Origin of the sequence: Methylomonas sp. LWB, assembly GCF_001856095.1 — a bacterium.
Lineage (GTDB): Bacteria > Pseudomonadota > Gammaproteobacteria > Methylococcales > Methylomonadaceae > Methylomonas > Methylomonas koyamae_A.
In genome coordinates, this window is record NZ_MKMC01000024.1 from 1 (window position 1) to 19,267 (window position 19,267).

Genomic DNA, 19,267 nt, shown 5'->3' on the forward strand with positions numbered 1-19,267 from the left:
CGCTCGACCGTCACCAACCGCAGTTGACTCGCCAGCCGTTGCTGCTCGGCCAGCAAGGCTTGGTAGTCTTCGGTGGACAGCGTGATGGTGGGCGTCATGCCGTTATTTTACCGGCTTTACATCCGCGTTTCAGCCTACTTGGGTATAGGTTCGTGCCGGATGCGGCCGCATCGCGGCCAAGTCAATACCGGCTAACAACCAGTGGAGTTGCTCGACCGTCAACGTCACAACTGCTGCCTCTTTCGGCCAGTGAAAACGGTCGGCTTCCAGCCGCTTGAGCATCAACCAAAAACCGGTGCGGTCCCACAACAGCAGTTTGATCCGATCCCGCCGGCGATTGCTGAACACGTAGATGGCCGGCTCGAACGGATTCAAGCCTAATGCCTGCTCAACCAGCAGCGCTAAACCATTGATGGCCTTGCGGCCGTCGACCGGCTCGCGGTGCAGGTAGACCTTCAATCCTGCGTCGAAACGAAACATGGCAGCTCGGCCAACGCCTTCAAAATCACCGGCAGGTCGCTCAGCTCGACAGGCTGTAACGCGAGTTTAACGCCGTTGGGCAACTCCGCACTGAGCGCTGACTCAGCCGGTTTCTCTGCGCTCAGCGACTGAACGGGCACAAAAGCCGGCAACGTTAATGGACTGTTCGGATTCGGATGTCCTGTTTCTCGGTAATGCCCCATCCACTTGCGCAGCAGATTGGCATTGATACCGTATTGCAGAGCGATCTTGGCAACCGATGTGCCCGAATGCAAGCAAACTTTCACTAGCTCCCGCTTGGCTTCCGGATCATAAAGGCAACGGCCGTCTCGCCCGTGCCCCACGATTAATGGCCGCGATAATCGCGTGTTATGCTCCTTCATAGGTGTCCACCTGATTATAAGTGGACACTATCTTCGTTCCTTTCGAGCTGTTTATACAGATGCTGTTAAAGGACCGCTTACGATCAAGGCATGTTGCCAATCGAAGTTTTCGACCATAGTGAAAGGCAAACCGCGTTCCTGGATATTTCGGGCGTTCTTGGCGGGATCAAAAGTCAATCTCATCAGGTTATTGTATAGACAAAATCATGATAAGCCCATCATGACTCATCCCACTTTCATGAATTTACGATGCTGACCTTAGAAAGGCTAACAACAAGATGCCATCGATACTCTGGGCAAGTTTTTTTCTCTGGCTCGTGACAGACAAAATGCCATGGAGGTATACGCCGAAGCGTTGCAAGTCCAAGGTCTACTCGCTCTGAACGTATTAGACGACAGGCATGATGCGTCACACATTAGAGTGGTATTGAAACTGGGATTAGGACGGCCAGTTTTAGCCAAGACGGATAGGATCGGTGTACTTTCCCATCTCCCATCATTTGGCTCAAAATTGGTTCTATCTGGCAAGCTTGAGCGCAAACAACGGCGCCAAGTGCCATATATAAAATAAGCGATTGTAATAAAAGGTGTTTTCTTGTGGCTCACGATTGATTTTTGGGCCAAGCTTACCAGTCAAAATCGGCGAGACCCCCAGAAATTGCGGCATAAAATCGGCTTGAACGCACTCCCATGAGCCCCGACCGTACATAAACCCAAGCCGAAGGCACATAAAAATCGCTAGAAGTTGCCTTCCGGCCTTTGGAAGGTGCCTGCGGCTGGCTTGAGCGTGCCTTCCGGTGTTTCGGATGCGCCTTCCTGGGTTGCGAAGGTGCCTTCCGGACATTTTTATGTGCCTTCGGGTTGGATTTATGCGTCTTCCAAGCCTTTGGGAACGCCTTCGCGGCCGTCGGAAACCCGCCCGGATGCTTCGGAAATGACCACAAGGCGATTGCTCATGCCTTCGCCCGGTTTTATCGGCCAATAGTGCGACATTTTACCGCACTTGTAGAAGCGGAGAGCTTACCTATAATTCGTCGCGACCTATTTCTAGTGTTAGAAATCCCGTCGATGGATCATTTCCGCCATGCCGGCTTTCGGATTCGCCGATTCCCGCATGGCTTTAATCGCTTTGTTTTAAAAAGGAGAGCATCCCATGGCTAAATCGGATTATTTTCCGCGTCCCGATGGCGAGTTATTGATGTGGCATGATCGATTTATCTTGAATCTTGCCAGTTTGAAAACGCAGCTGGGCTTATCCGATGAGGATATTGCCGGCTGTGGTAGCGATAATAAGGAACTGCACGGTAAAGTGGCCGCCGCCAATATTGCCGCGGCTGCCTCTCATCATGCCACCGCAGAGAAACAGGCTTACCGCAATCAATTGGAAGATAAGGTAAGAGCTTTGGCTCGGCGTATCAAATCTCATCCCAGTTACACGGATGCGCTCGGCAATCTGCTGGGTATCGTCGGTGCGGAAATCAGTACGGATTTATCGGATGCCAAACCGATTTTGAAGGCGGTCGATCAGACCGGCGGTATTGTGGTGTTGAGTTTTCAAAAGTCCAAAAGCGACGGCATCAATATTTATTCGCAGCGCGACAACGATAGCGAGTTTTTGTTTTTAGCGCGCGATACGCTAACCCGCTATGTCGATAACCGTCCGCTGTTGATTGCCGGCAAGCCGGAGTTACGGCGTTATACGGCGGTTTATGTGGTCAAGGATGTCGAAGTCGGCCAATTCAGCGACGAGCTAGTCGTCAGTTGCGCGCCGTAATCGGATAACCCAAGTCTTACCGAGCGGCCTGATCGGCAAAGCCTTGGCGTACCGGGCACGCATTGGGCAGCGCTCACCGTCTATCGCGAAGAAGGGCGGCCGGACTTCGACAACAATGCCGTCGAACGCGCCATTCGCCCCTTCCGGATTGGCCGCGGCAATTGGATTTTCGCCGATACCGTTAACGGCGCCAAGGCCAGCGCCAACCGGTACAGCCTGGAACCTTGCCGCTATCCGAGACATATTTTTAAAGGACTGCGCAAGGCTCGAACGCTTGCGGAGATCGAACGACGAATGCCATGGGCCGCCGAATCCTACTAATTATCTAGCCGAACTAAGTGGGGTAGACCTCACTGCGCCCGCGCCCGCTTTGCGCTGAGTAGCGCTCGACTTGCCAGGTAAAGCAATAGTCCGAGCGGGCCAAACAGGAACGTGGTGGGTAGGGCGATAACAAGCGGAAGGCGGGAATTGCCTTCGGACGAGGCGTCGTCGACCAACCACCTGCCGACGAGAAGGTCGAAGGCGAGAAAGTGCGTCCAAGCGCCGAGCATCTTGCCAGGGGCGGCGAACAGAATCTGCACGGCCTCAAGCGACTGAAATCCTCCGCCGGGCGTTGAGCCCCAGTACCGAGCGAGAAACGCGACATAAGCCATGCAGAGCAAGAGTGGTGCTACTCGACCGCTGACGAACAAGATGTTCTCGCGAGTTCGGCCGGCCGGTAGTGGAGCCGCGACCGCAAGGCCCAACCAGGCCGCCATGGCGGCAATGCTCACGATGGAAAAGGCGCTCTCGGGCAAGGTGATGTCCCCTATTTGGCCGCATGCGCGGCGGGTTTGTGTGGGGTCTAAAGCTAACCGGGCGCGGCACGGAAAACTGAAAAATAAAGCCGTCGTAAAACCGAGCTCCGGTCGAGCGTCATGTTATGCATTGGGGCCTTTGCCGAGCACACGTGTCAGACGATCAATATTCTGCTCGTTTGCGGAGCCAACCCTTTGCTTGACGGCTTGAGCTGTTTCGGCGTCTTCGAATACTTGTTCCCAAGTCAAGTGCGTACCTTCGCTGACAGGAACGAGTTGCACGGTAAGCTTGAAGTTTGGAGGGCAATCATGATGGATCACGATTTTGGTATCAGGTACAAGTTCCTCGAAGAAACTGTCATTGGGATAGTTGTTCCCATCAGGGCCGTGCATGATGAACTTCCAGCGACCACCTTCAGTGAACTCAAAAATTTCAAAGGTGTTGGAAAAACCTTCAGGCCCCCACCATAAAGCCAACAAATCAGCTGATGAAAAAGCGCGGTATATTTCCTTGGGCGTGTATGGCAAGTTTCTGGAAGTGCGCATTGTTCTATCTTCACTCATAACCATGACTCCGAGGTAACTTGGGTTATTACTGCATAACGTCTTAATTCACCGGCCTACTCAACTTTTCGCGCAAGCGGGCATTTGAGTGGTTCTTCGATTGCGGTTGGTTTTTATTTTGAAACAACATGCTGGTTAGTATTGAATTTCAAGCAACGCTGATGGCGCCAGGAATGAAGCGTATTAACCGGGCGCAATATCTAACTTTTTTTGTTTGACCTGGCGCTAGAGTAAAACGAACGGAATTTTTACCACATTCGCGCAAAATCCATGGATAGGATGCAGCGACTTCGTAATCTCCGGGAGGTAAATCATAGACATATTTCCCCCAAGGTTTGCGTTCTATATTTCCGTTGATCGTAATCGTAGCAGTGAGTGCTTTATAGAAGAACGCAAAAGGGTTGTGCGTAACTGTTACCTCAATACTACTTTTTGCATTTGAAGCGGCTGTGGTCATAAATATTCCTGGCCTAACGCTTAAATTAAGGTGTGCCGTGAGGCGTCCCGCTTGAATGAGGGGTTGGACGGCGATTTCACTTTTGCAACGGGCTACTGGGATTAGCTTGTGTTCGCACAATTCAAACCAACATTCCTCCGATTATGCTATCGCTAATAGTATCTACGCGGGATTATTTGATGCTTTGAATCTTAGCATTCCAAATGCTGCGGCAATGCCACTGGCAAATAGTGCTAAAGCACTTGGTAGTGGCACTGGTGACGCCTCGACGTGAAAGCTATAGTAACCTCCTGACCAGTCATGCGACAGATACCCGTCGATTATAAGATGTGTGCCATCAAATGTGCCCACAAGACTTTCAGGAACGCCCCAATGCAAAGTTGTATTTGAGCACATATATCCCATTGCGGTTTCAAGAGCGCAAAAATTCCACTCAAAACCGGATATTTCTGTGCCAAACATGTTAAAAGGACCGATGCTATATATAGGACTGAAACCAGATACTTCAGGTGGAAGATCTAATGTTGGAAAATTTATACTAATGTTACGTAAAGTTAAAGGCTCATAACTTGGAGTACCGTCATACTTAGTATCGATATAGTAATCAGTTTGTAAGACCCGAACTAATCCACCAAAATTAGCATTAATTAGCTCTCTAGGCTCATCCCAATATGATGGGTTGTAAGTAAGTATACTTGATGATTCATTAATAATAAGGATGGTCGTTGTATCTGTTGCTGTATTTGCCCCTGCCGCCAGCAAGGGAAATGACATAAGCGTTGCAGTTGATAATAGTTTTTTAATCATAAGTTTTCTACTTTCCTATGTATTGTATTTATAAGGTACCAAAATATTAATGTGTAGGAACTTGTCGGTCCCTTACCTTTGTTAGGCTTCTTGGACTTACGCGCGACATTATCCGCTTTGAGAAGTGCCTCGCACTCACCAGACGATGGAACCGTGCGATCCGCATTAATGGTATGCCAGCCACCACGGTTCGGATCTGGGTAACCACATACCGTAAAGCGCACCGGATGATTCATCAGTCCTTCACGCTTTTGAACGGCATTCGTGCGCTCTTCATCCTCGATGATATCTACGATGGCTGATCGACCGAGAAATGGGCGTGACATAGTAGCTCCGGAAAATTTGAGGTGCCTAACGTAGAGCTAACCGGGCGCGACACAGAAAGCTGAGGAATAAAGCCGCATTATAACCGCGCTCCGATTGAGCGCCATGTTGGACGAAGCCGCTAACGCGGAGAATATCCCGATTGGCAGGTAGTTCATAAAATGTAACCTCACGCCCTCTTTAAGAGTGGACATTCCACAACGAATCATGAGGTTACTCGTCAATGACACCATCACCCGAATCCGATTTCAAGCCAAACTATCAAAGCCATCTTAAACACCTCAAGCTCAAAGGGTTGCAGCCCAAGACGATAGAGAGGCCTAACCGCCATCACGATCACTGCGGTCTGTTTTTTGAAAGCAACGTCATAAACAGACCGCAACCGCCCAAAACACCGAAAAGCTATTTTCTTATATTAAAGTGACCCACCGAACCCAGGGCTTGTCCAACAATCGGTTCAGATGGTGGCTTCGCGCGTTGCGCTCGCACCATCTAACCTTATTCGTTAGGCATTTTTCTTCTTGGGCTTGGGTTGGGGGAGCTCATTTGCCGTAACCTGAATTAACTGGCTTAGCCAGTCTCTGTCTTCCCACAAGTCTGCGGTAACTAAAAGGTGGGGTTTTGCTCCGGGATAAGGAGAGCCTTCAATTACCTGTGAAATAAACCCTCGGCCAGTACTCGTGGGTTTTAGAAACAGCTGATCGTCGCAGACTAGTGCGACGGGTTTCCCCGCCAAATACAAACAGTACTCCCCAAACATCTTTTTTGCGGATACTTGGCCTAGACTCGAGAGTTGGTCTAGGAGAAAGTCCATGGTTGTTTGAGAGGTCGTCATGCGGTTAATGCCTAACGTAAAGGTAAGGGGCGCGCCGCTCACTAAGCTTGAACGAAGCCGCAAAACCTTGATAAAAAAACAAACTTTCAAAACCGCCATAGGGCGGCGCGTCCCTTTTGACTGCGCTGTTAGGCCGATGCTGGAATGTTAGGCCTGCCCCTGCGCTTACTACCGCGCTTAAAGCCAAACAGTCCTATGATCCCACTGCCGAATAACCAGACCGCTCCCGGTACTGGAATCACGGCAGCAGGTAAAATTTGAATTGAATCGATAGAACCCCTTACATCAAAATAGTATCTCCAGTTAGGGCTTGCTTCATCTTCAAATCTCCACTGTATAAATCCATCATGTAAAATATTAGATTCAAGGCTGGGTGGATTAGTTAACATCTTATCTCCGCTCGCTAATGAATGTGTAAAAGAAAGTTGAAACTCTTCAAAGGCAAAATCATTCGAAGCAAATTCGGATGGATAGATGTCAATGATTCTAGTTTCATAGGTGTTGTTCGTTTTATAGATACTGTAAGAGGCGTCACTGGTTACGCGGTTATAATCGTGTTCAAATCCATCACGTCCCATCGCTCCAACTCCATCGGCTTTAATCGATACCGTATCATTGCCAATTGTTAAATTAACTGACATGATTGCATCGTAATAAGCTCCAAGACTTGGATCACTAAAACTATCATTAGTTTCAGTATTGTATGTTACGTGTGCTGACCATGCTGATCCTACAGTTGGTGTTTGTGATAAGTGACCTTTGCTTGATGAGAGGTCCTCATAATCAAACACGTCATAGAGGGTGCCACTGTATACCCATGTAACTGTTGATGCATAAGAATTGCTAAAGCAAAAACTGAATAACAATAATATATTGAGTTGTATTTGTTTGAGGCTAAATAGTTTCATAAAATTTTATGTTATTTGAATGGGGTAATCTAAATCAATATTAATAAGCAACTGAAAAAAATGGAGTCATGGGGTCTTGCGGTGACAAATCAAAATATAATTTTGCAAGACCTGATTTTTTCTTTGCTATGTAAACCAAAAAACTGTCAGTAACCACCAAAGCTGACAAAGGCAAATCTAAACTTTCAACCCTAGAACGCCCTAACGTATTAGCTAACCGGCGGGCCGCCGTTAGGCGGATCGTCCGGGTTGAGCGGTGGGTTAGCCATAGTCTTGCGTACTTTACGTCCTGCAAACCAACCTACCAAGGCGGATATAAGGCCAAAGACAATCCAACGGTAAATCGATGACCCCGCGTCATTTTCAACCTGTTGCACCTGCATTTTGGTCGTAAGCTTTTGATCGTGTAATGCAATGTCTTTCTCATTTGGGCAATATGCTTTCCAGCCATATTGTTTATCGAAGTACTTTGTGAGGATCCCATTGTCAACATACGCAAATGAAGCAAGCACACGGCTTCCGTACTCACGTTTCTCCGGTGATGTGTCAGCACCCTAATTACTGGAAAGTTCTGCACGTGATGCAGTGGCCATCAAGTTGTTAAGCTTGCCCATAGTGTGCGACACCCAAAACGCCATAGCAATCATGACTAAAAGCAGTGATACGCCAGATACAAGAGTCTTGATCCCCCTTCGCGTCTGGCCGCCAACAGTAAGGATGCGGACACCGTCATATACCAAAATAATCGAAAACACTACGAACGCGTCTTTCCAGATAAGACTCGTAATATCATCATTTTGATGTAGTAACTCCATTGCGTATGGCTAACGTAGAGCTAAGCCGACCGCTGGAGCGTAGAGAAAGCGGGTCGGCTTGAGCGTAATGTTAGATTTGAAACTTGAGCTATTCATCTATTATTGGATCATTTCATTACTGGTCTGAATACAATTAAAGGATCATCCTTTTTAACCAACGAGTCATTCTCGGCTAGGAATGTTGTCACTATGCCGTTCCTGTGCGCTCGAAAGACTATATATGTTTTACATGATTCCAATATAAACATCGCATCTCCTTTTGAGATACTATCACCTTTCCTGCAATAAGGGCTTTCTTCGGGACTTGGGCCTCTGTAAAACATCCCACTAAAAGGAGCTAGCACTACAAAATCCTTATTGTGTATATTTTGCCCTGGCTCTTCAACAATATAGTCGTGTAGTGGGCGCTGTAGAACATTTCTCGAAACTTTTCCTCTAGCAAATCTATTCCGAATTTCAAGTGCCTCATTAATTGACTTTAGGAGCGTTCTGGCACCTTGGAGGAGATTTGTTGAATTAATGCAGTGATATTCTGCGAGAAGGCTAGGAATCTCGCATTCATCGATTCTCACGGGAATGACGAAAATACTGTTTTCGGGTCGCTTGGACTGTTGCTCCAAAGCAAACTTAAACTCTTTCTGTACTATTCCAGTTTTTGAAACTGAAGCACTAGACAAAAAGGCGACAAATACAGCGGACTTTTCTATTTCAGACTTAATTGTGGAATCCCAGTTTTGGCCGCCGACCAAATCGTACTTATCCATCCAGACATCAACTCCACTAGCATTGAGCAACTGATAGACATCGTCTACTTTGTCTTCATTTTCTTTGGCATAGGAAAGGAATACGCGATTGGAAATGTCGGCCAACATTATTTCAATCCTTTCTTGGGCTTAGTCATGTATTTTGCTTGAAAATGAAATCTAACGTAATGTATACGACATCGCTTGTCCTATAATCCTTTTTTCATGATAGCAAGTTATTGTTTGTGAACGAAATGGCTCGGACAAACGGGACATGTTATGGAAACAAATACGACATCGGCACCGCCAAAAAAACGACTGGATCAGGTACGCGATAAAATTCGTTTCAAGCACTACAGTCTGAGTACCGAGGATACCTACGTCTCCTGGATTAAGCAATTTATTTTGTTTAACGGCAAGCGTCATCCGACAGAGATGGGCGCGGCCGAAGTCGAACGGTTCTTGACCTATCTGGCAACCGAGCGGCATGTCTCCAGCTCCACGCAAAATCAGGCTTTGTCGGCCATTCTGTTTTTGTATCGCGACGTGCTGGCGGTGCAATTGCCTTGGTTGGACGGTTTCGAGCGCTCGAAAAAGCCGCGCAGATTGCCGGTGGTGTTGACGACGGCCGAAGTGCAGCAACTGCTCAAACACGCGGAATCAGCGCCGCAGCCCATAGGCCTCCTCATTCGCTTGCTTTACGGCACCGGCATGCGATTGATGGAAGCGGTTCGTTTGCGGGTCAAGGATGTGGAGTTATCCCGCAAGGAGATTGTGGTTCGCGACGGCAAGGGCGGCAAAGACCGCGTAACGATGTTGCCGGATAGTTTGTTGGAGCCGATGCGGACGCAACTGGCGCTGCGCAAGTCTTGGCACGACGAGGATTTGCGCTTGGGGAAAGTCGATGTCTGGTTGCCCGACGCGCTGGCGGTCAAATATCCCAACGCGGCAAGGGAATGGGGCTGGCAATACGTGTTTGCAGCGGCAAATTATTCCGTCGATCCGCGTTCCAAAGTCGAACGCCGCCACCATGTCGATGAAAAGCAGGTGCAGCGCTATGTCAAAAAAGCGGCCGCGGCGGCGGGCGTCGTCAAGCCGACTTCGCCGCATACCCTGCGCCATTCTTTTGCGACCCATATATTGCAAGCCGGCTACGACATCCGTACCGTGCAGGAGTTGCTCGGCCACAGCGATGTCTCCACAACCGTAACTATTCAGCGCGAAGTAAAAACGCCCTCTCCCGACGGAGCGGGGGGGGGTGAATACCTTGATGTCAGCTATGCCGTTCGCTGAGCGGAGTCGAAGCGAAATCGCTGGCTTCGGCTCCGCTCAGCCAGCGGCTTACATTGACTGTAACCGCTTAACTTGACGCCATTGGTAACCACCTTCCCCCAAACGGCCTCTGAATAGTTACCCACGACCATGATATACACCCATGTACTGAACAAAGGCGGTAAAGGCGTGACCAGTCCGCTGGATTTAATTAAATAAGCACCAAACCGAGCAACAAGCCAGCAGAAATCCATCGGCGCCAGGTCTTGCAAAACCCGCGTAAGCCGACAGGCGTTTCTCCGCATGATAGTAACCGATGGCGCTAGCACCGCCGCTGAAACACGACTAGCTTAACCCACCTGATTTTCGCCGTCCTCGCATACCTTGTCATAAACCTCGCGCAAGCTGAGCTGGCAATCGATACTTTCCAACGACACGCTCGCGTCCAACCCCAGCGACTCGCTCATTATCCAGACTTCGCCTTGGCGCAGATAGCGTTCGATGCCGGGCTGATCCTGGGTGACCAGCAGATATTCGCGCAAACTGGCGATTTTTCGATAATGGGCAAACTTTGCACCGCGGTCGTAGGCCTCGGTGGACGGTGACAACACTTCGATCAGCAGCGTGGGATTGAGCAAGGTATCCAACTGGGTGTCTTCGAACTCCGGTTTGCCGCAAACCACGGCGATGTTCGGGTAATGATAGCTGCGGGCCTTGGAGGCCTTGACCCGCATGTCGTTGACATAGGCTTCGCAGGGGCGGTTTTTCAGTTGTCTTCGTAACTCTCCAGCGATATTGATGGTTATCAAATTATGCTCGCGGCTGGCACCGGTCATGGCATGGATTTGCCCGTCGTGGAATTCGCTTTTAATCGCGGCGCTGCGTTCCAGGCTTAAGTATTCTTCGGCGGTGTAGCGGGTTTGTTTAACCACGGCGGACATGAATCACCTCGACAAATCATCGCAATTAAGGGAGCAGACCAAATGACGGTGCTGCAAATGGCGGGAAGCTCGATAGGCGTTCAATTCTACGGAAAAACTAAAATAGCAGGCAACTTCCTGCTTTCCTTTTTACAGGGGGTTCTTGGAAAGCCGCGCCCCAAATGCTCTCGGCACAAACTCCGCCAGCCTGAGATAATAAGCGCTTCGTTGTTTCGCTGTATTTGCCGTCCGTGTCCCCCAAACTCAATCCGCAACAACTCGCCGCCGTCAAAACCATCGATCATCCGCTGCTGGTGTTGGCTGGTGCCGGCAGCGGCAAGACCCGGGTGATTACCGAGAAAATCGCCTATCTGGTCCGGCAAGGCACCCCGGCCCGGCATATCGCGGCGGTGACCTTCACCAACAAGGCGGCGCGGGAGATGAAGAGCCGGGTGTCCAAGTTGCTGGACGACAAGCAAAGCCGGGGACTTAGGGTTTCGACCTTTCACTCGCTGGGCCTGGACATACTGCGCGCCGAGTACAAGACGCTGGAGTATAAATCCAGCATCAGCCTGTTCGACGAACAAGACCGGCTGAGCTTGCTGAAAAATCTGGTCAGCCACGGCATCAAGGATTGCGAAGAGGATCAGATCGATCAATACAACTGGCAGATCGGCCAATGGAAGAACGCCTTCGTTACGCCCAAGCAGGCCTTGCATTTACCGGACGCGGCGCTGCATCCGCCGGCCAGGCTGTACGAGGCCTACACCCGCAGCCTGAAAGCCTACAACGCGGTCGATTTCGACGACTTGATTCTGTTGCCGGTGTTGCTGTTTCAACAGCATGCGGCGGTGCTGGAAAAATGGCAGAACCGGATTCGTTATTTGCTGGTGGACGAGTATCAGGACACTAACATCACTCAGTACCAGTTGGTGAAACTGTTGTCGGGCAATCTGGGCCGCTTTACCGTGGTCGGCGACGACGACCAGTCGATTTACGCCTGGCGCGGGGCGCAACCTGAGAACTTAAGCCAGCTGCAGAAGGATTTCGGCCGCTTGCAGGTGATTAAACTGGAACAGAATTACCGCTCGGCGGGACGGATCTTGAAGGTCGCCAACCATCTAATCGCCAACAACCCTCATGCCTTCGAGAAGAAATTGTGGAGCGAGCTGGGATTCGGCGACCCGCTGCGGGTGCTGAGCCATAAGAACGACATCGCCGAGGCCAAGCAGATCGTCGCCGAGATCGTCCACCACCGCTTCAAGACCGGAGGCTCGTACGGCGATTACGCGATTCTGTATCGCGGCAATCACCAATCGCGGCTGTTCGAGAAGGAATTGCGCGAGAACAACGTGCCCTACTTCATCAGCGGTAGCGCCTCGTTTTTTTCTCACGCCGAGATCAAGGACGTGTTGGCCTATCTGCGCTTGTTGGTCAATCCCGGTGACGACGCGGCATTTTTGCGGGTGATCAACACCCCACGCCGCGAGATCGGCCCGACTACGCTGGAAAAACTCGGCGCTTACGCCAACGAACGGCATATCAGTCTGTTCGACGCCTGCGGCGAGTTCGGCTTGCAACAGCGGATCTCCGAAAAGTCGACGCAACGTTTGCACAAGTTTTGCGAGCTGATTACCGACACTGCCCGCGAGGTCGAAACCGGCGACACCTTCAAGACCATCCACCGTCTGATCGACCAGATTCATTACCAATCCTGGTTGCAGGAAAATAGCAAAACGCCGGCGGCGGCCGAACGGCGGATGAAAAACGTGCTGGAACTGGTCGAATGGCTGGAGCGCATCGCCGTAAAAGACGGGTCTAGCGACGATGGCAATGCCGGAGCTAGCGCGACGCATGCAGCGGGCGCCGGCAAGTCGTTGGCCGAAGTCATCGCCAAGGTGATGCTGCTGGACATCCTAGACCGCAACCAGGAAGAGCAGGCCGGCGATCAAGTCAGTCTGATGACGCTGCACGCCGCCAAGGGTCTGGAGTTTCCGCATGTGTTCATGATCGGCATGGAGGAAAACCTGCTGCCGCATCAAAACAGCATCGAGACCGACAACATCGAGGAAGAACGCCGACTGGCCTATGTGGGTATCACCCGCGCCCAACGGACCTTAACCTTCAGTTATTGCACCCATCGCAAGCGCTACGGCGAAATGGCCGAATGCGAACCCAGCCGGTTTTTGGCGGAATTGCCGGAAGAGGATTTGGAGTGGGCCAACAAGAAACAGTTGGCACCGGAAGAAAGCAAACAGCGCGGCAAGGCCAATTTGGCCAATTTGAAGGCGATGCTGAGTTGATTTGCATTGTATTTACAGTAATTTCGCAGTAGTCTTTTGTGTCGACGGTTTCACTTTTAGGAGCATTGACATGCCACGCTTTACGATAGATCTTTCCGCCGAGATCGACCAAAAACTCACCGAAATTTCGCGCAAGGAAGGCATCAGCAAAGCCGAAGCCATGCGCCGGGCTTTCGCGTTGCTGGCTGTTGCCGAGCAGGAGAAATCCAAGGGCAATTCATTGGGTATCGTGCGCGAAAATGCCGACAGTCATGAATTGCAAGCCATCGGCAGAATTGTGGGGGTCTGATGGCTGAAAAGCCGCAATCCCGGGACGTTGATATCAACGATGCTTTTCGGAGCGATAGCCAAGTCGGACTCGACGAGAGCGATAGGCTAAAATTGGCCCGCCAGGTGTTAATGGGCATGGCGGCGATTTGTATTGGGGTATTCGTTGGATACGCCAGTTATCCCGACAACAAAGCGTTGGCGGATATTTTTGAGCTGATAAAGATCGGTGCTTTGCCGTTAATTACGTTAATCGTGTCGTTCTATTTTCCGAATAGTGCGAAGTAGCTCGATGAAAGCCGGGGCAATCCAGTTTACCCCGGCTTTTTTCAATTTATTGCAGCACTACGAAAAACGCCTCGCCGCCGCGTTGCAGATTGACCAGCAGCGGCGCGTTCGGATTAACCACCTGTTTGATTTCGTCGAGATTGCGCACCCGGTAGCGGTTGGCGGTAACGATGATGTCGCCGGGGCGTAAGCCGGTTTTCCAGGCCTTGGAGTTTTGCTCGACTTTTTCGATCAGCACGCCTTCGACCTGATCCTTGGGCGTCACGCCCAGCGCCGCGCCGCTCAGCGTGGGGTGCAGTTTGTCGCCGGCCAATTGCGGACGCTTGGGTTTGCCTATCGTGGCTTGCAGATTCATCCGCTCTTCGCCGCGCACGACGTCCAGATTGGCGGTGTCGCCGATTTGCAGCAAGCCGACCGCGTTGCGGATTTGGGCACTGCCGCCCTTGACGTCCTGGCCGTTGATACCGACGATGATGTCGCCGGGTTCCAGACCGGCTTTCTCGGCCGGCGAACCGGCTTCGACCCGGCTGACCACGGCGCCGTGCTGGCTTTTCAACGAAAAGGCCTTGATCAGATCCGGCGTCAAATCCTGAGTGGTCACGCCGAGCAGACCGCGGCGGACTTCGCCGTGCTGAACCAGCGACTCCATTAAACGCATCGCCATGTTGGACGGAATCGCGAAACCAATGCCGACGTTACCGCCGCTGGGCGCCAGAATCGCGGTGTTCATACCGACGAATTCGCCGCGCAGATTGACTAGCGCGCCACCGGAGTTGCCGGGGTTGATCGAGGCGTCGGTTTGAATGAAATCTTCGTAACCTTCGATACCCAAATTGGAGCGGCCCAAGGCGCTGACGATGCCGGAGGTCACGGTTTGGCCGAGGCCGAACGGGTTGCCGATCGCCACGACGAAGTCGCCGACCTTGAGTTGGCCGGAGTCGGCGACTTTCAACGCGGTCAGATTGTCGGCCGGAATTTGAATAACCGCCACGTCGGCTTCCGGATCGGCGCCGAGCAGTTTGGCGTTCAATTGCCGGCCGTCCGCCAAGGTCACGGTGATCTTGTCGGCCTTGTCGATGACGTGGTTATTGGTCAGCACGTAACCTTGATCCTTATCGACGATGACGCCGGAACCCAGACTGTTTTTTTGTTGCTGGCGCGGATTGTTGGGTATGTTGAAGAAGCGCCGAAACACCGGATCGTTCATCAACGGATTTTCCTGCATCCGCACATTGGTGGAGGTGGAAATGTTCACCACGGCGGGCATGCTTTGTTCCAGCATCGGCGCCAACGACGGCAGCGGACTGCCATCCACTTGGCCGGGCAGCGCGGCCATGCCCCCGGTGCTTTGGAGACCTATCGCTATAATCAGTAACAATCGGGTAATCTTCATCATGGTTTCGGGTTTTAGGCGGTTAAAAATGCCAGCATGGACAAGCTGGATGACGAAATGTTTCTACAAGCCTATAAGTAATAATGTTCTATCATAATTCAAGTGCATCCGACGCAATCCCACCACTTTTTATCCGCAACTGACCCGTGGCTGTCGATATCCATTCCGCCGAAGGCCGGGTCATCCGGCAACTGATACCGCTGTCGACGCTGCCGTTCAACAAGTTCGAGGAGTTGTGCGGGCTGGTCGAGATCGAACAGGCCGAAGAGGGCGATTATTTGTTTCGCTACGGCGAGGATCGTAACGATCTGATTTATTTGATCGACGGCAGCGTCACACTACAGACTGACGAGTTGACGATAGAAACCATCAAGGCCGGCGGCACGTCGGCCCGCTTCGCGCTAGCGCACCAGATCCCACGAAAAGTCAATGCGCTCGCGGATAGCAGGATTCGATTTTTACGCTTGAGTGCTGATATGATCAGGGCTGCGCAAGAGCCGCCGTACGAAGAAACCGAGAGTTATATGATAGTTGACGATGTCGAGGAAAACGACGATTGGATGACGACGTTGTTGAAGTCCCCGGTATTTCGCGCGTTGCCTCCCGCCAATTTGCAAAAAATTTTGATGGGTTTGCAGGAGGTCCGCTTCAATCCCGGCGACGTCATTGTCAGGCAAGGCGATGTCGGCGACTATTACTACATCGTCAAGAAAGGCCAATGTCTGGTCAGCCGCAAGCCGGCGCCCAACGCCAAGGACATTAAATTGGCGCAGTTGGGCAATCAGGATACCTTCGGCGAGGATGCGCTGATTTCCGGCGAGCCTCGTAACGTTTCGATCACCGCGCTGACCGAGGTGTCGTTGTTGCGCCTGGCCAAGGAAGCCTTCATCACGCTGATCAAGACGCCCACGTTGAAGTACGTCGATTATTACGAGATGCAGGATCTGGTGGCCAAGGGCGCCGATTTGATCGACGTGCGCGAGCCGGACGAATATCGCCGAGGTCATTTGCCGCTCAGTATCAACGTGCCGTTTTACTCGCTGCGGATGCAGATCAAGACCTTGAATCGTCAACACCCCATCGTGGTGGTTTGCCAAAGCGGCCGCATGAGCGCCACCGCCGCGTTCATCCTGCTCCGGCACAAATTCAACGCTTTGATCCTGAACGGCGGTTTAGACCAGATCGATCCCGGTCAATTGAAAACGGCCTCGTCGTTTCCGATCGACGACGGCGTCGAAACCAGTAACTTCATCGACACCACCGGTAGCGAACCGCAACCGGTCAGCAGTTTGCCGGCGACGACCCAGGCATCGTTCGCCGAATCGTCGTCGCTGCAAGACGATACGGTCCGCATGCGCCGCTTGTTGCAGCAACTGAAGACCAAATACAATATTTTGGATGCCGAGAAAAAGGCTTTGGAGATGAAGTATCTGGCACTCGCCAAATACACTGAAGCGTTGAAGGCCGAACTGGCCGAATTGAAAAAACCGCGCTAGCCGGGCCGGCGATGCGATGGCATCCGGCCCAATCCAGCGGACGGAAAGCCTTTATTTGATTTTGGCTTCTTTGTACATCACATGCTTGCGAACGACGGGATCGTATTTTTTGATCTCCATTTTTTCGGGCATGGTTTTTTTGTTTTTGGTGGTGGTATAGAAATGGCCGGTGCCTTCGCTGGATACCAATTTGATTTTGTCGCGCATGGTCAGTCTCCTTAAACTTTTTCGCCGCGTTTGCGGATGTCGGCCAACACTGAGTCTATGCCGTTTTTATCGATGATGCGCATGCCTTTCGGCGACACTCTCAAGCGGACCCAACGGTTTTCGCTCTCGACCCAAAATCTGTGGTAATGCAGATTGGGCAGAAAACGTCTTTTGGTGTGGTTCATTGCGTGCGACACGTTATTGCCGCTCAGCGGGTTTTTACCTGTTACTTGGCATACTCTGGACATGACTACCTCAGTGCGAGCTTTTAATTCAAAATAGCCGCGCTTTATATCAAAAAAACTTAAGCCGGTAAACCACAGCGCGGAAAATAAATTTGATAGAATCGGACTTATTTTCTCCGGTTTTCCCCGCGAAAGGACAGCAATGGCTATCAAACTCGGCATGGTCATGGACCCCATAGACCAAATCAACATCAAGAAAGACACCAGTTTCGCCATGCTGTTGGAGGCCCAGGCGCGAGGCTGGGAATTGCATTATCTGGAGCTCGCCGATCTTTACCTCAGCAACGGCCATGCTTATGCCCGCAGCCGGCTGTTGAGGGTGGAACGCAATCCGAACGGATGGTTTGAGTTTACCGGCGAACAACGCATTGAATTGGCCGATCTCGATGCGATTATCATGCGCAAGGACCCGCCGTTCAATCAGGAATACATCTACGCGACCTACATGCTGGAACAGGCCGAGCGTCAGGGCGTTTACGTGGTCAATAAGCCGCAATCGCTACGCGACGCCAACGAAAAAATGTACACGGCCTGGTTCCCGCAATGCTGCACCGACACCTTGGTGGCTCGCGAACGGCAACGCATTCGCGAATTCCTGGCGGAGCACCGCGAAATCATTCTGAAGCCGCTGGACGGCATGGGCGGCGCGTCGATTTTCTACGTCCGCGAAGGCGATCCCAACCTGAGCGTGATTCTGGAAACGATGACCGACCACGGCAGCCGCTTCATCATGGCGCAAAAATACCTGCCGGAAGTCAGGGACGGCGACAAACGCATCTTGATGGTCAACGGCGAGCCGGTCCCTTATTGCTTGGCCCGCATCCCGGCCAGCGGCGAAAGCCGGGGCAATCTGGCGGCCGGCGGCCGAGGCGAAGGACGCGAATTGAGCGCCAGGGATCGCTGGATTGCCGAGCAAGTCGGCCCGGTGTTGCGCGAAAAAGGTCTGATTTTTGTCGGTCTGGACGTGATCGGCGACTATCTGACCGAAGTCAACGTTACCAGCCCGACCTGCGTTCAGGAATTGGACAAGCAATTCGGCATCAACATCAGCGCCCAGTTGATGGACCATATCGCCGCCAAGGTATCCGCCTGAAATGTCCGCACCGCCATTGACGCCAACGCCGTTATCGCAAAGCGACACGCTGCTCACCGCGCTATTCGTCGCGGCGATCATTCATGTCGCGGTCCTGCTCGGTGTCAATTTCACCGCGCCGCATCCGCCCAAGGCCGACAAATCGATCGAAATCACGGTCTCGCACGCGCCAGCCAAGCAGGCGCCCAAGGAAGCCAAATACTTGGCCGCCGATCACCAAATAGGCGCAGGCCGCGAAACCCGTAAGCCGGCGACGATTCCGCAAACTCTACCGAGAGCGGAACAAACCGAAAGTCAGCCGCGGCCTAAAGCTGCGCCCGTGCCGGCGGCACCGTCTCCCAAACCCGTCGTGCAAAAAGTCCTGACCCAGGCGCAAGCGCCGGTCAAGGTCGAATCGCGCCCCGAGCAGCCGGTCGAACCGGAACAGGTGGCCGAGCCGCTCGAAGACAAACCGAAATTGTCGGCCGAAGCCTTGCAACAGCAGATCGCCCAACTCGGCGAGCGTATCCGGGCCAGCCAGCTCAGCGCCGAAAACACCAAGATCAAGTCCGTCAACGCCATCAGCACGCATAAATATTTGGCGGCGCAATACGTCAAGGATTGGGAGGACAAGGTTGAGCGTACCGGCAATCTGAATTATCCTGAGGCTGCGCGTAAAGCCGGTTCCCAGCAAATGCTGACCATGGATGTCGGCATCAACGCCGACGGCAGTATTTACAGCATGCGCATCGTCCGGTCTTCCGGCAACCCGGCCTTGGACGACGCCGCCAAGCGGATTGTCAAGATGAGCGCGCCGTTTGCCGAATTGCCCGAGGAATTGATGCGCGAAGTGAACGTTTTGGTAATAACCAGAGTCTGGAAATTTTCAGACGAAACCGGGATGACCGCCCGCTAGC

23 protein-coding genes and 1 pseudogene are annotated in these 19,267 nt (G+C 52.0%); 9 read left to right on the forward strand and 15 right to left on the reverse strand.

The annotated features are described in order from the left end of the window. Positions 1-129 precede the first annotated feature (129 nt). Together tnpB and BJL95_RS12655 are read right to left on the reverse strand one after the other, a co-directional pair. The gene (gene tnpB, locus BJL95_RS12650; protein ID WP_064031840.1) at positions 130-480 is read right to left on the reverse strand and encodes an IS66 family insertion sequence element accessory protein TnpB; all 351 of its coding nucleotides are present in this window, start codon (positions 478-480) and stop codon (positions 130-132) included. After that, complete coding sequence (locus BJL95_RS12655; RefSeq protein ID WP_254786668.1) at positions 456-863, reverse strand: transposase; 408 nt, start codon at positions 861-863, stop codon at positions 456-458. Before BJL95_RS12655 ends, tnpB begins: the two co-directional genes overlap by 25 nt. 1,153 nt (positions 864-2,016) lie before the next feature. Here BJL95_RS12655 and BJL95_RS12665 point away from each other — a divergent pair. Together BJL95_RS12665 and BJL95_RS25745 are read left to right on the forward strand one after the other, a co-directional pair. Next, on the forward strand, positions 2,017-2,637 hold the full coding sequence (locus tag BJL95_RS12665) for a hypothetical protein (RefSeq protein ID WP_064024640.1): 621 nt from the start codon (positions 2,017-2,019) through the stop codon (positions 2,635-2,637). A gap of 69 nt (positions 2,638-2,706) precedes the next feature. Further along, a pseudogene (locus tag BJL95_RS25745) lies at positions 2,707-2,856 on the forward strand (transposase); the annotation flags it as partial. Between the two features lie 131 nt (positions 2,857-2,987). Here the strand turns inward: BJL95_RS25745 and BJL95_RS12675 are convergent. The 9 genes from BJL95_RS12675 to BJL95_RS12695 form a co-directional block, all read right to left on the reverse strand. After that, positions 2,988-3,434: an abscisic acid-deficient protein Aba4 family protein gene (locus BJL95_RS12675; RefSeq protein WP_139306252.1), complete on the reverse strand. Its 447-nt coding sequence runs from the start codon at positions 3,432-3,434 to the stop codon at positions 2,988-2,990. Positions 3,435-3,557: 123 nt separating this feature from the next. Continuing rightward, the gene (locus BJL95_RS23950; RefSeq protein ID WP_082885316.1) at positions 3,558-3,998 is read right to left on the reverse strand and encodes an SRPBCC domain-containing protein; all 441 of its coding nucleotides are present in this window, start codon (positions 3,996-3,998) and stop codon (positions 3,558-3,560) included. Between the two features lie 148 nt (positions 3,999-4,146). Next, on the reverse strand, positions 4,147-4,455 hold the full coding sequence (locus BJL95_RS24655) for a hypothetical protein (protein WP_139306253.1): 309 nt from the start codon (positions 4,453-4,455) through the stop codon (positions 4,147-4,149). Between the two features lie 162 nt (positions 4,456-4,617). Further along, positions 4,618-5,262, reverse strand: a complete 645-nt coding sequence (locus tag BJL95_RS24660) for a hypothetical protein (RefSeq protein WP_139306254.1) — start codon at positions 5,260-5,262, stop codon at positions 4,618-4,620. After that, on the reverse strand, positions 5,259-5,588 hold the full coding sequence (locus BJL95_RS24665) for a hypothetical protein (RefSeq protein ID WP_139306255.1): 330 nt from the start codon (positions 5,586-5,588) through the stop codon (positions 5,259-5,261). Before BJL95_RS24665 ends, BJL95_RS24660 begins: the two co-directional genes overlap by 4 nt. A gap of 503 nt (positions 5,589-6,091) precedes the next feature. Continuing rightward, the gene (locus tag BJL95_RS12685; RefSeq protein WP_368086604.1) at positions 6,092-6,520 is read right to left on the reverse strand and encodes a TfoX/Sxy family protein; all 429 of its coding nucleotides are present in this window, start codon (positions 6,518-6,520) and stop codon (positions 6,092-6,094) included. A 29-nt stretch (positions 6,521-6,549) separates the two neighbouring features. Next, positions 6,550-7,329 carry a hypothetical protein gene (locus BJL95_RS24675; RefSeq protein ID WP_139306256.1) on the reverse strand — a complete coding sequence of 260 codons (780 nt, stop codon included), beginning with the start codon at positions 7,327-7,329 and terminating at the stop codon, positions 6,550-6,552. Positions 7,330-7,538: 209 nt separating this feature from the next. Next, on the reverse strand, positions 7,539-7,841 hold the full coding sequence (locus BJL95_RS24680; protein WP_139306257.1) for a hypothetical protein: 303 nt from the start codon (positions 7,839-7,841) through the stop codon (positions 7,539-7,541). 410 nt (positions 7,842-8,251) lie between these two features. Next, a complete protein-coding gene (locus BJL95_RS12695) occupies positions 8,252-9,016 on the reverse strand; it encodes a TIR domain-containing protein (RefSeq protein ID WP_071158479.1) in 765 nt (254 codons plus the stop codon). Between the two features lie 150 nt (positions 9,017-9,166). On the opposite strand from BJL95_RS12695, the gene BJL95_RS12700 reads away from it, so the two are divergent. After that, positions 9,167-10,180 carry an integron integrase gene (locus BJL95_RS12700; RefSeq protein WP_071158481.1) on the forward strand — a complete coding sequence of 338 codons (1,014 nt, stop codon included), beginning with the start codon at positions 9,167-9,169 and terminating at the stop codon, positions 10,178-10,180. Positions 10,181-10,509: 329 nt separating this feature from the next. Here the strand turns inward: BJL95_RS12700 and BJL95_RS12705 are convergent, their stop codons facing one another. Further along, positions 10,510-11,100, reverse strand: a complete 591-nt coding sequence (locus BJL95_RS12705) for a Uma2 family endonuclease (RefSeq protein WP_071158483.1) — start codon at positions 11,098-11,100, stop codon at positions 10,510-10,512. 230 nt (positions 11,101-11,330) lie between these two features. On the opposite strand from BJL95_RS12705, the gene rep reads away from it, so the two are divergent. The 3 genes from rep to BJL95_RS12720 all read left to right on the forward strand — a co-directional run bounded on the left by rep (position 11,331) and on the right by BJL95_RS12720 (position 13,937). After that, positions 11,331-13,382: a DNA helicase Rep gene (gene rep / locus BJL95_RS12710; protein WP_071158485.1), complete on the forward strand. Its 2,052-nt coding sequence runs from the start codon at positions 11,331-11,333 to the stop codon at positions 13,380-13,382. A 70-nt stretch (positions 13,383-13,452) separates the two neighbouring features. After that, positions 13,453-13,671 carry a ribbon-helix-helix protein, CopG family gene (locus BJL95_RS12715; protein WP_064024659.1) on the forward strand — a complete coding sequence of 73 codons (219 nt, stop codon included), beginning with the start codon at positions 13,453-13,455 and terminating at the stop codon, positions 13,669-13,671. Next, positions 13,671-13,937: a hypothetical protein gene (locus tag BJL95_RS12720; protein ID WP_082885312.1), complete on the forward strand. Its 267-nt coding sequence runs from the start codon at positions 13,671-13,673 to the stop codon at positions 13,935-13,937. Before BJL95_RS12715 ends, BJL95_RS12720 begins: the two co-directional genes overlap by 1 nt. A gap of 46 nt (positions 13,938-13,983) precedes the next feature. On the opposite strand, the gene BJL95_RS12725 is transcribed toward BJL95_RS12720, so the two are convergent. Then, positions 13,984-15,330: a DegQ family serine endoprotease gene (locus BJL95_RS12725; RefSeq protein WP_064024691.1), complete on the reverse strand. Its 1,347-nt coding sequence runs from the start codon at positions 15,328-15,330 to the stop codon at positions 13,984-13,986. A gap of 146 nt (positions 15,331-15,476) precedes the next feature. On the opposite strand from BJL95_RS12725, the gene BJL95_RS12730 reads away from it, so the two are divergent. Beyond that, positions 15,477-16,826 carry a cyclic nucleotide-binding domain-containing protein gene (locus BJL95_RS12730; protein WP_071158487.1) on the forward strand — a complete coding sequence of 450 codons (1,350 nt, stop codon included), beginning with the start codon at positions 15,477-15,479 and terminating at the stop codon, positions 16,824-16,826. A gap of 51 nt (positions 16,827-16,877) precedes the next feature. Here BJL95_RS12730 and rpmG read toward each other — a convergent pair whose 3' ends face one another. Both rpmG and rpmB read right to left on the reverse strand, forming a co-directional pair. Further along, complete coding sequence (gene rpmG / locus BJL95_RS12735) at positions 16,878-17,033, reverse strand: 50S ribosomal protein L33 (protein ID WP_064024665.1); 156 nt, start codon at positions 17,031-17,033, stop codon at positions 16,878-16,880. 11 nt (positions 17,034-17,044) lie between these two features. Beyond that, a complete protein-coding gene (gene rpmB, locus BJL95_RS12740; RefSeq protein ID WP_064024667.1) occupies positions 17,045-17,281 on the reverse strand; it encodes a 50S ribosomal protein L28 in 237 nt (78 codons plus the stop codon). Between the two features lie 139 nt (positions 17,282-17,420). On the opposite strand from rpmB, the gene gshB reads away from it, so the two are divergent. Beyond that, positions 17,421-18,371, forward strand: a complete 951-nt coding sequence (gene gshB, locus BJL95_RS12745; RefSeq protein WP_064024669.1) for a glutathione synthase — start codon at positions 17,421-17,423, stop codon at positions 18,369-18,371. 1 nt (position 18,372) lies between these two features. Further along, positions 18,373-19,266, forward strand: a complete 894-nt coding sequence (locus BJL95_RS12750) for an energy transducer TonB (protein ID WP_064024670.1) — start codon at positions 18,373-18,375, stop codon at positions 19,264-19,266. Position 19,267: the final 1 nt, after the last annotated feature.

Coding starts and splice junctions, on each gene's coding strand:
- tnpB (WP_064031840.1), bottom strand. CDS start 480: ATGTTTCGTTTCGACGCAGGATTGAAGGTCTACCTGCACCGCGAGCCG.
- BJL95_RS12655 (WP_254786668.1), bottom strand. CDS start 863: ATGAAGGAGCATAACACGCGATTATCGCGGCCATTAATCGTGGGGCAC.
- BJL95_RS12665 (WP_064024640.1), top strand. CDS start 2,017: ATGGCTAAATCGGATTATTTTCCGCGTCCCGATGGCGAGTTATTGATG.
- BJL95_RS23950 (WP_082885316.1), bottom strand. CDS start 3,998: ATGAGTGAAGATAGAACAATGCGCACTTCCAGAAACTTGCCATACACG.
- BJL95_RS24655 (WP_139306253.1), bottom strand. CDS start 4,455: ATGACCACAGCCGCTTCAAATGCAAAAAGTAGTATTGAGGTAACAGTT.
- BJL95_RS24660 (WP_139306254.1), bottom strand. CDS start 5,262: ATGATTAAAAAACTATTATCAACTGCAACGCTTATGTCATTTCCCTTG.
- BJL95_RS24665 (WP_139306255.1), bottom strand. CDS start 5,588: ATGTCACGCCCATTTCTCGGTCGATCAGCCATCGTAGATATCATCGAG.
- BJL95_RS12685 (WP_368086604.1), bottom strand. CDS start 6,520: ATGGCGGTTTTGAAAGTTTGTTTTTTTATCAAGGTTTTGCGGCTTCGT.
- BJL95_RS24675 (WP_139306256.1), bottom strand. CDS start 7,329: ATGAAACTATTTAGCCTCAAACAAATACAACTCAATATATTATTGTTA.
- BJL95_RS12695 (WP_071158479.1), bottom strand. CDS start 9,016: ATGTTGGCCGACATTTCCAATCGCGTATTCCTTTCCTATGCCAAAGAA.
- BJL95_RS12700 (WP_071158481.1), top strand. CDS start 9,167: ATGGAAACAAATACGACATCGGCACCGCCAAAAAAACGACTGGATCAG.
- BJL95_RS12705 (WP_071158483.1), bottom strand. CDS start 11,100: ATGTCCGCCGTGGTTAAACAAACCCGCTACACCGCCGAAGAATACTTA.
- BJL95_RS12715 (WP_064024659.1), top strand. CDS start 13,453: ATGCCACGCTTTACGATAGATCTTTCCGCCGAGATCGACCAAAAACTC.
- BJL95_RS12720 (WP_082885312.1), top strand. CDS start 13,671: ATGGCTGAAAAGCCGCAATCCCGGGACGTTGATATCAACGATGCTTTT.
- BJL95_RS12725 (WP_064024691.1), bottom strand. CDS start 15,330: ATGAAGATTACCCGATTGTTACTGATTATAGCGATAGGTCTCCAAAGC.
- rpmG (WP_064024665.1), bottom strand. CDS start 17,033: ATGCGCGACAAAATCAAATTGGTATCCAGCGAAGGCACCGGCCATTTC.
- rpmB (WP_064024667.1), bottom strand. CDS start 17,281: ATGTCCAGAGTATGCCAAGTAACAGGTAAAAACCCGCTGAGCGGCAAT.
- gshB (WP_064024669.1), top strand. CDS start 17,421: ATGGCTATCAAACTCGGCATGGTCATGGACCCCATAGACCAAATCAAC.
- BJL95_RS12750 (WP_064024670.1), top strand. CDS start 18,373: ATGTCCGCACCGCCATTGACGCCAACGCCGTTATCGCAAAGCGACACG.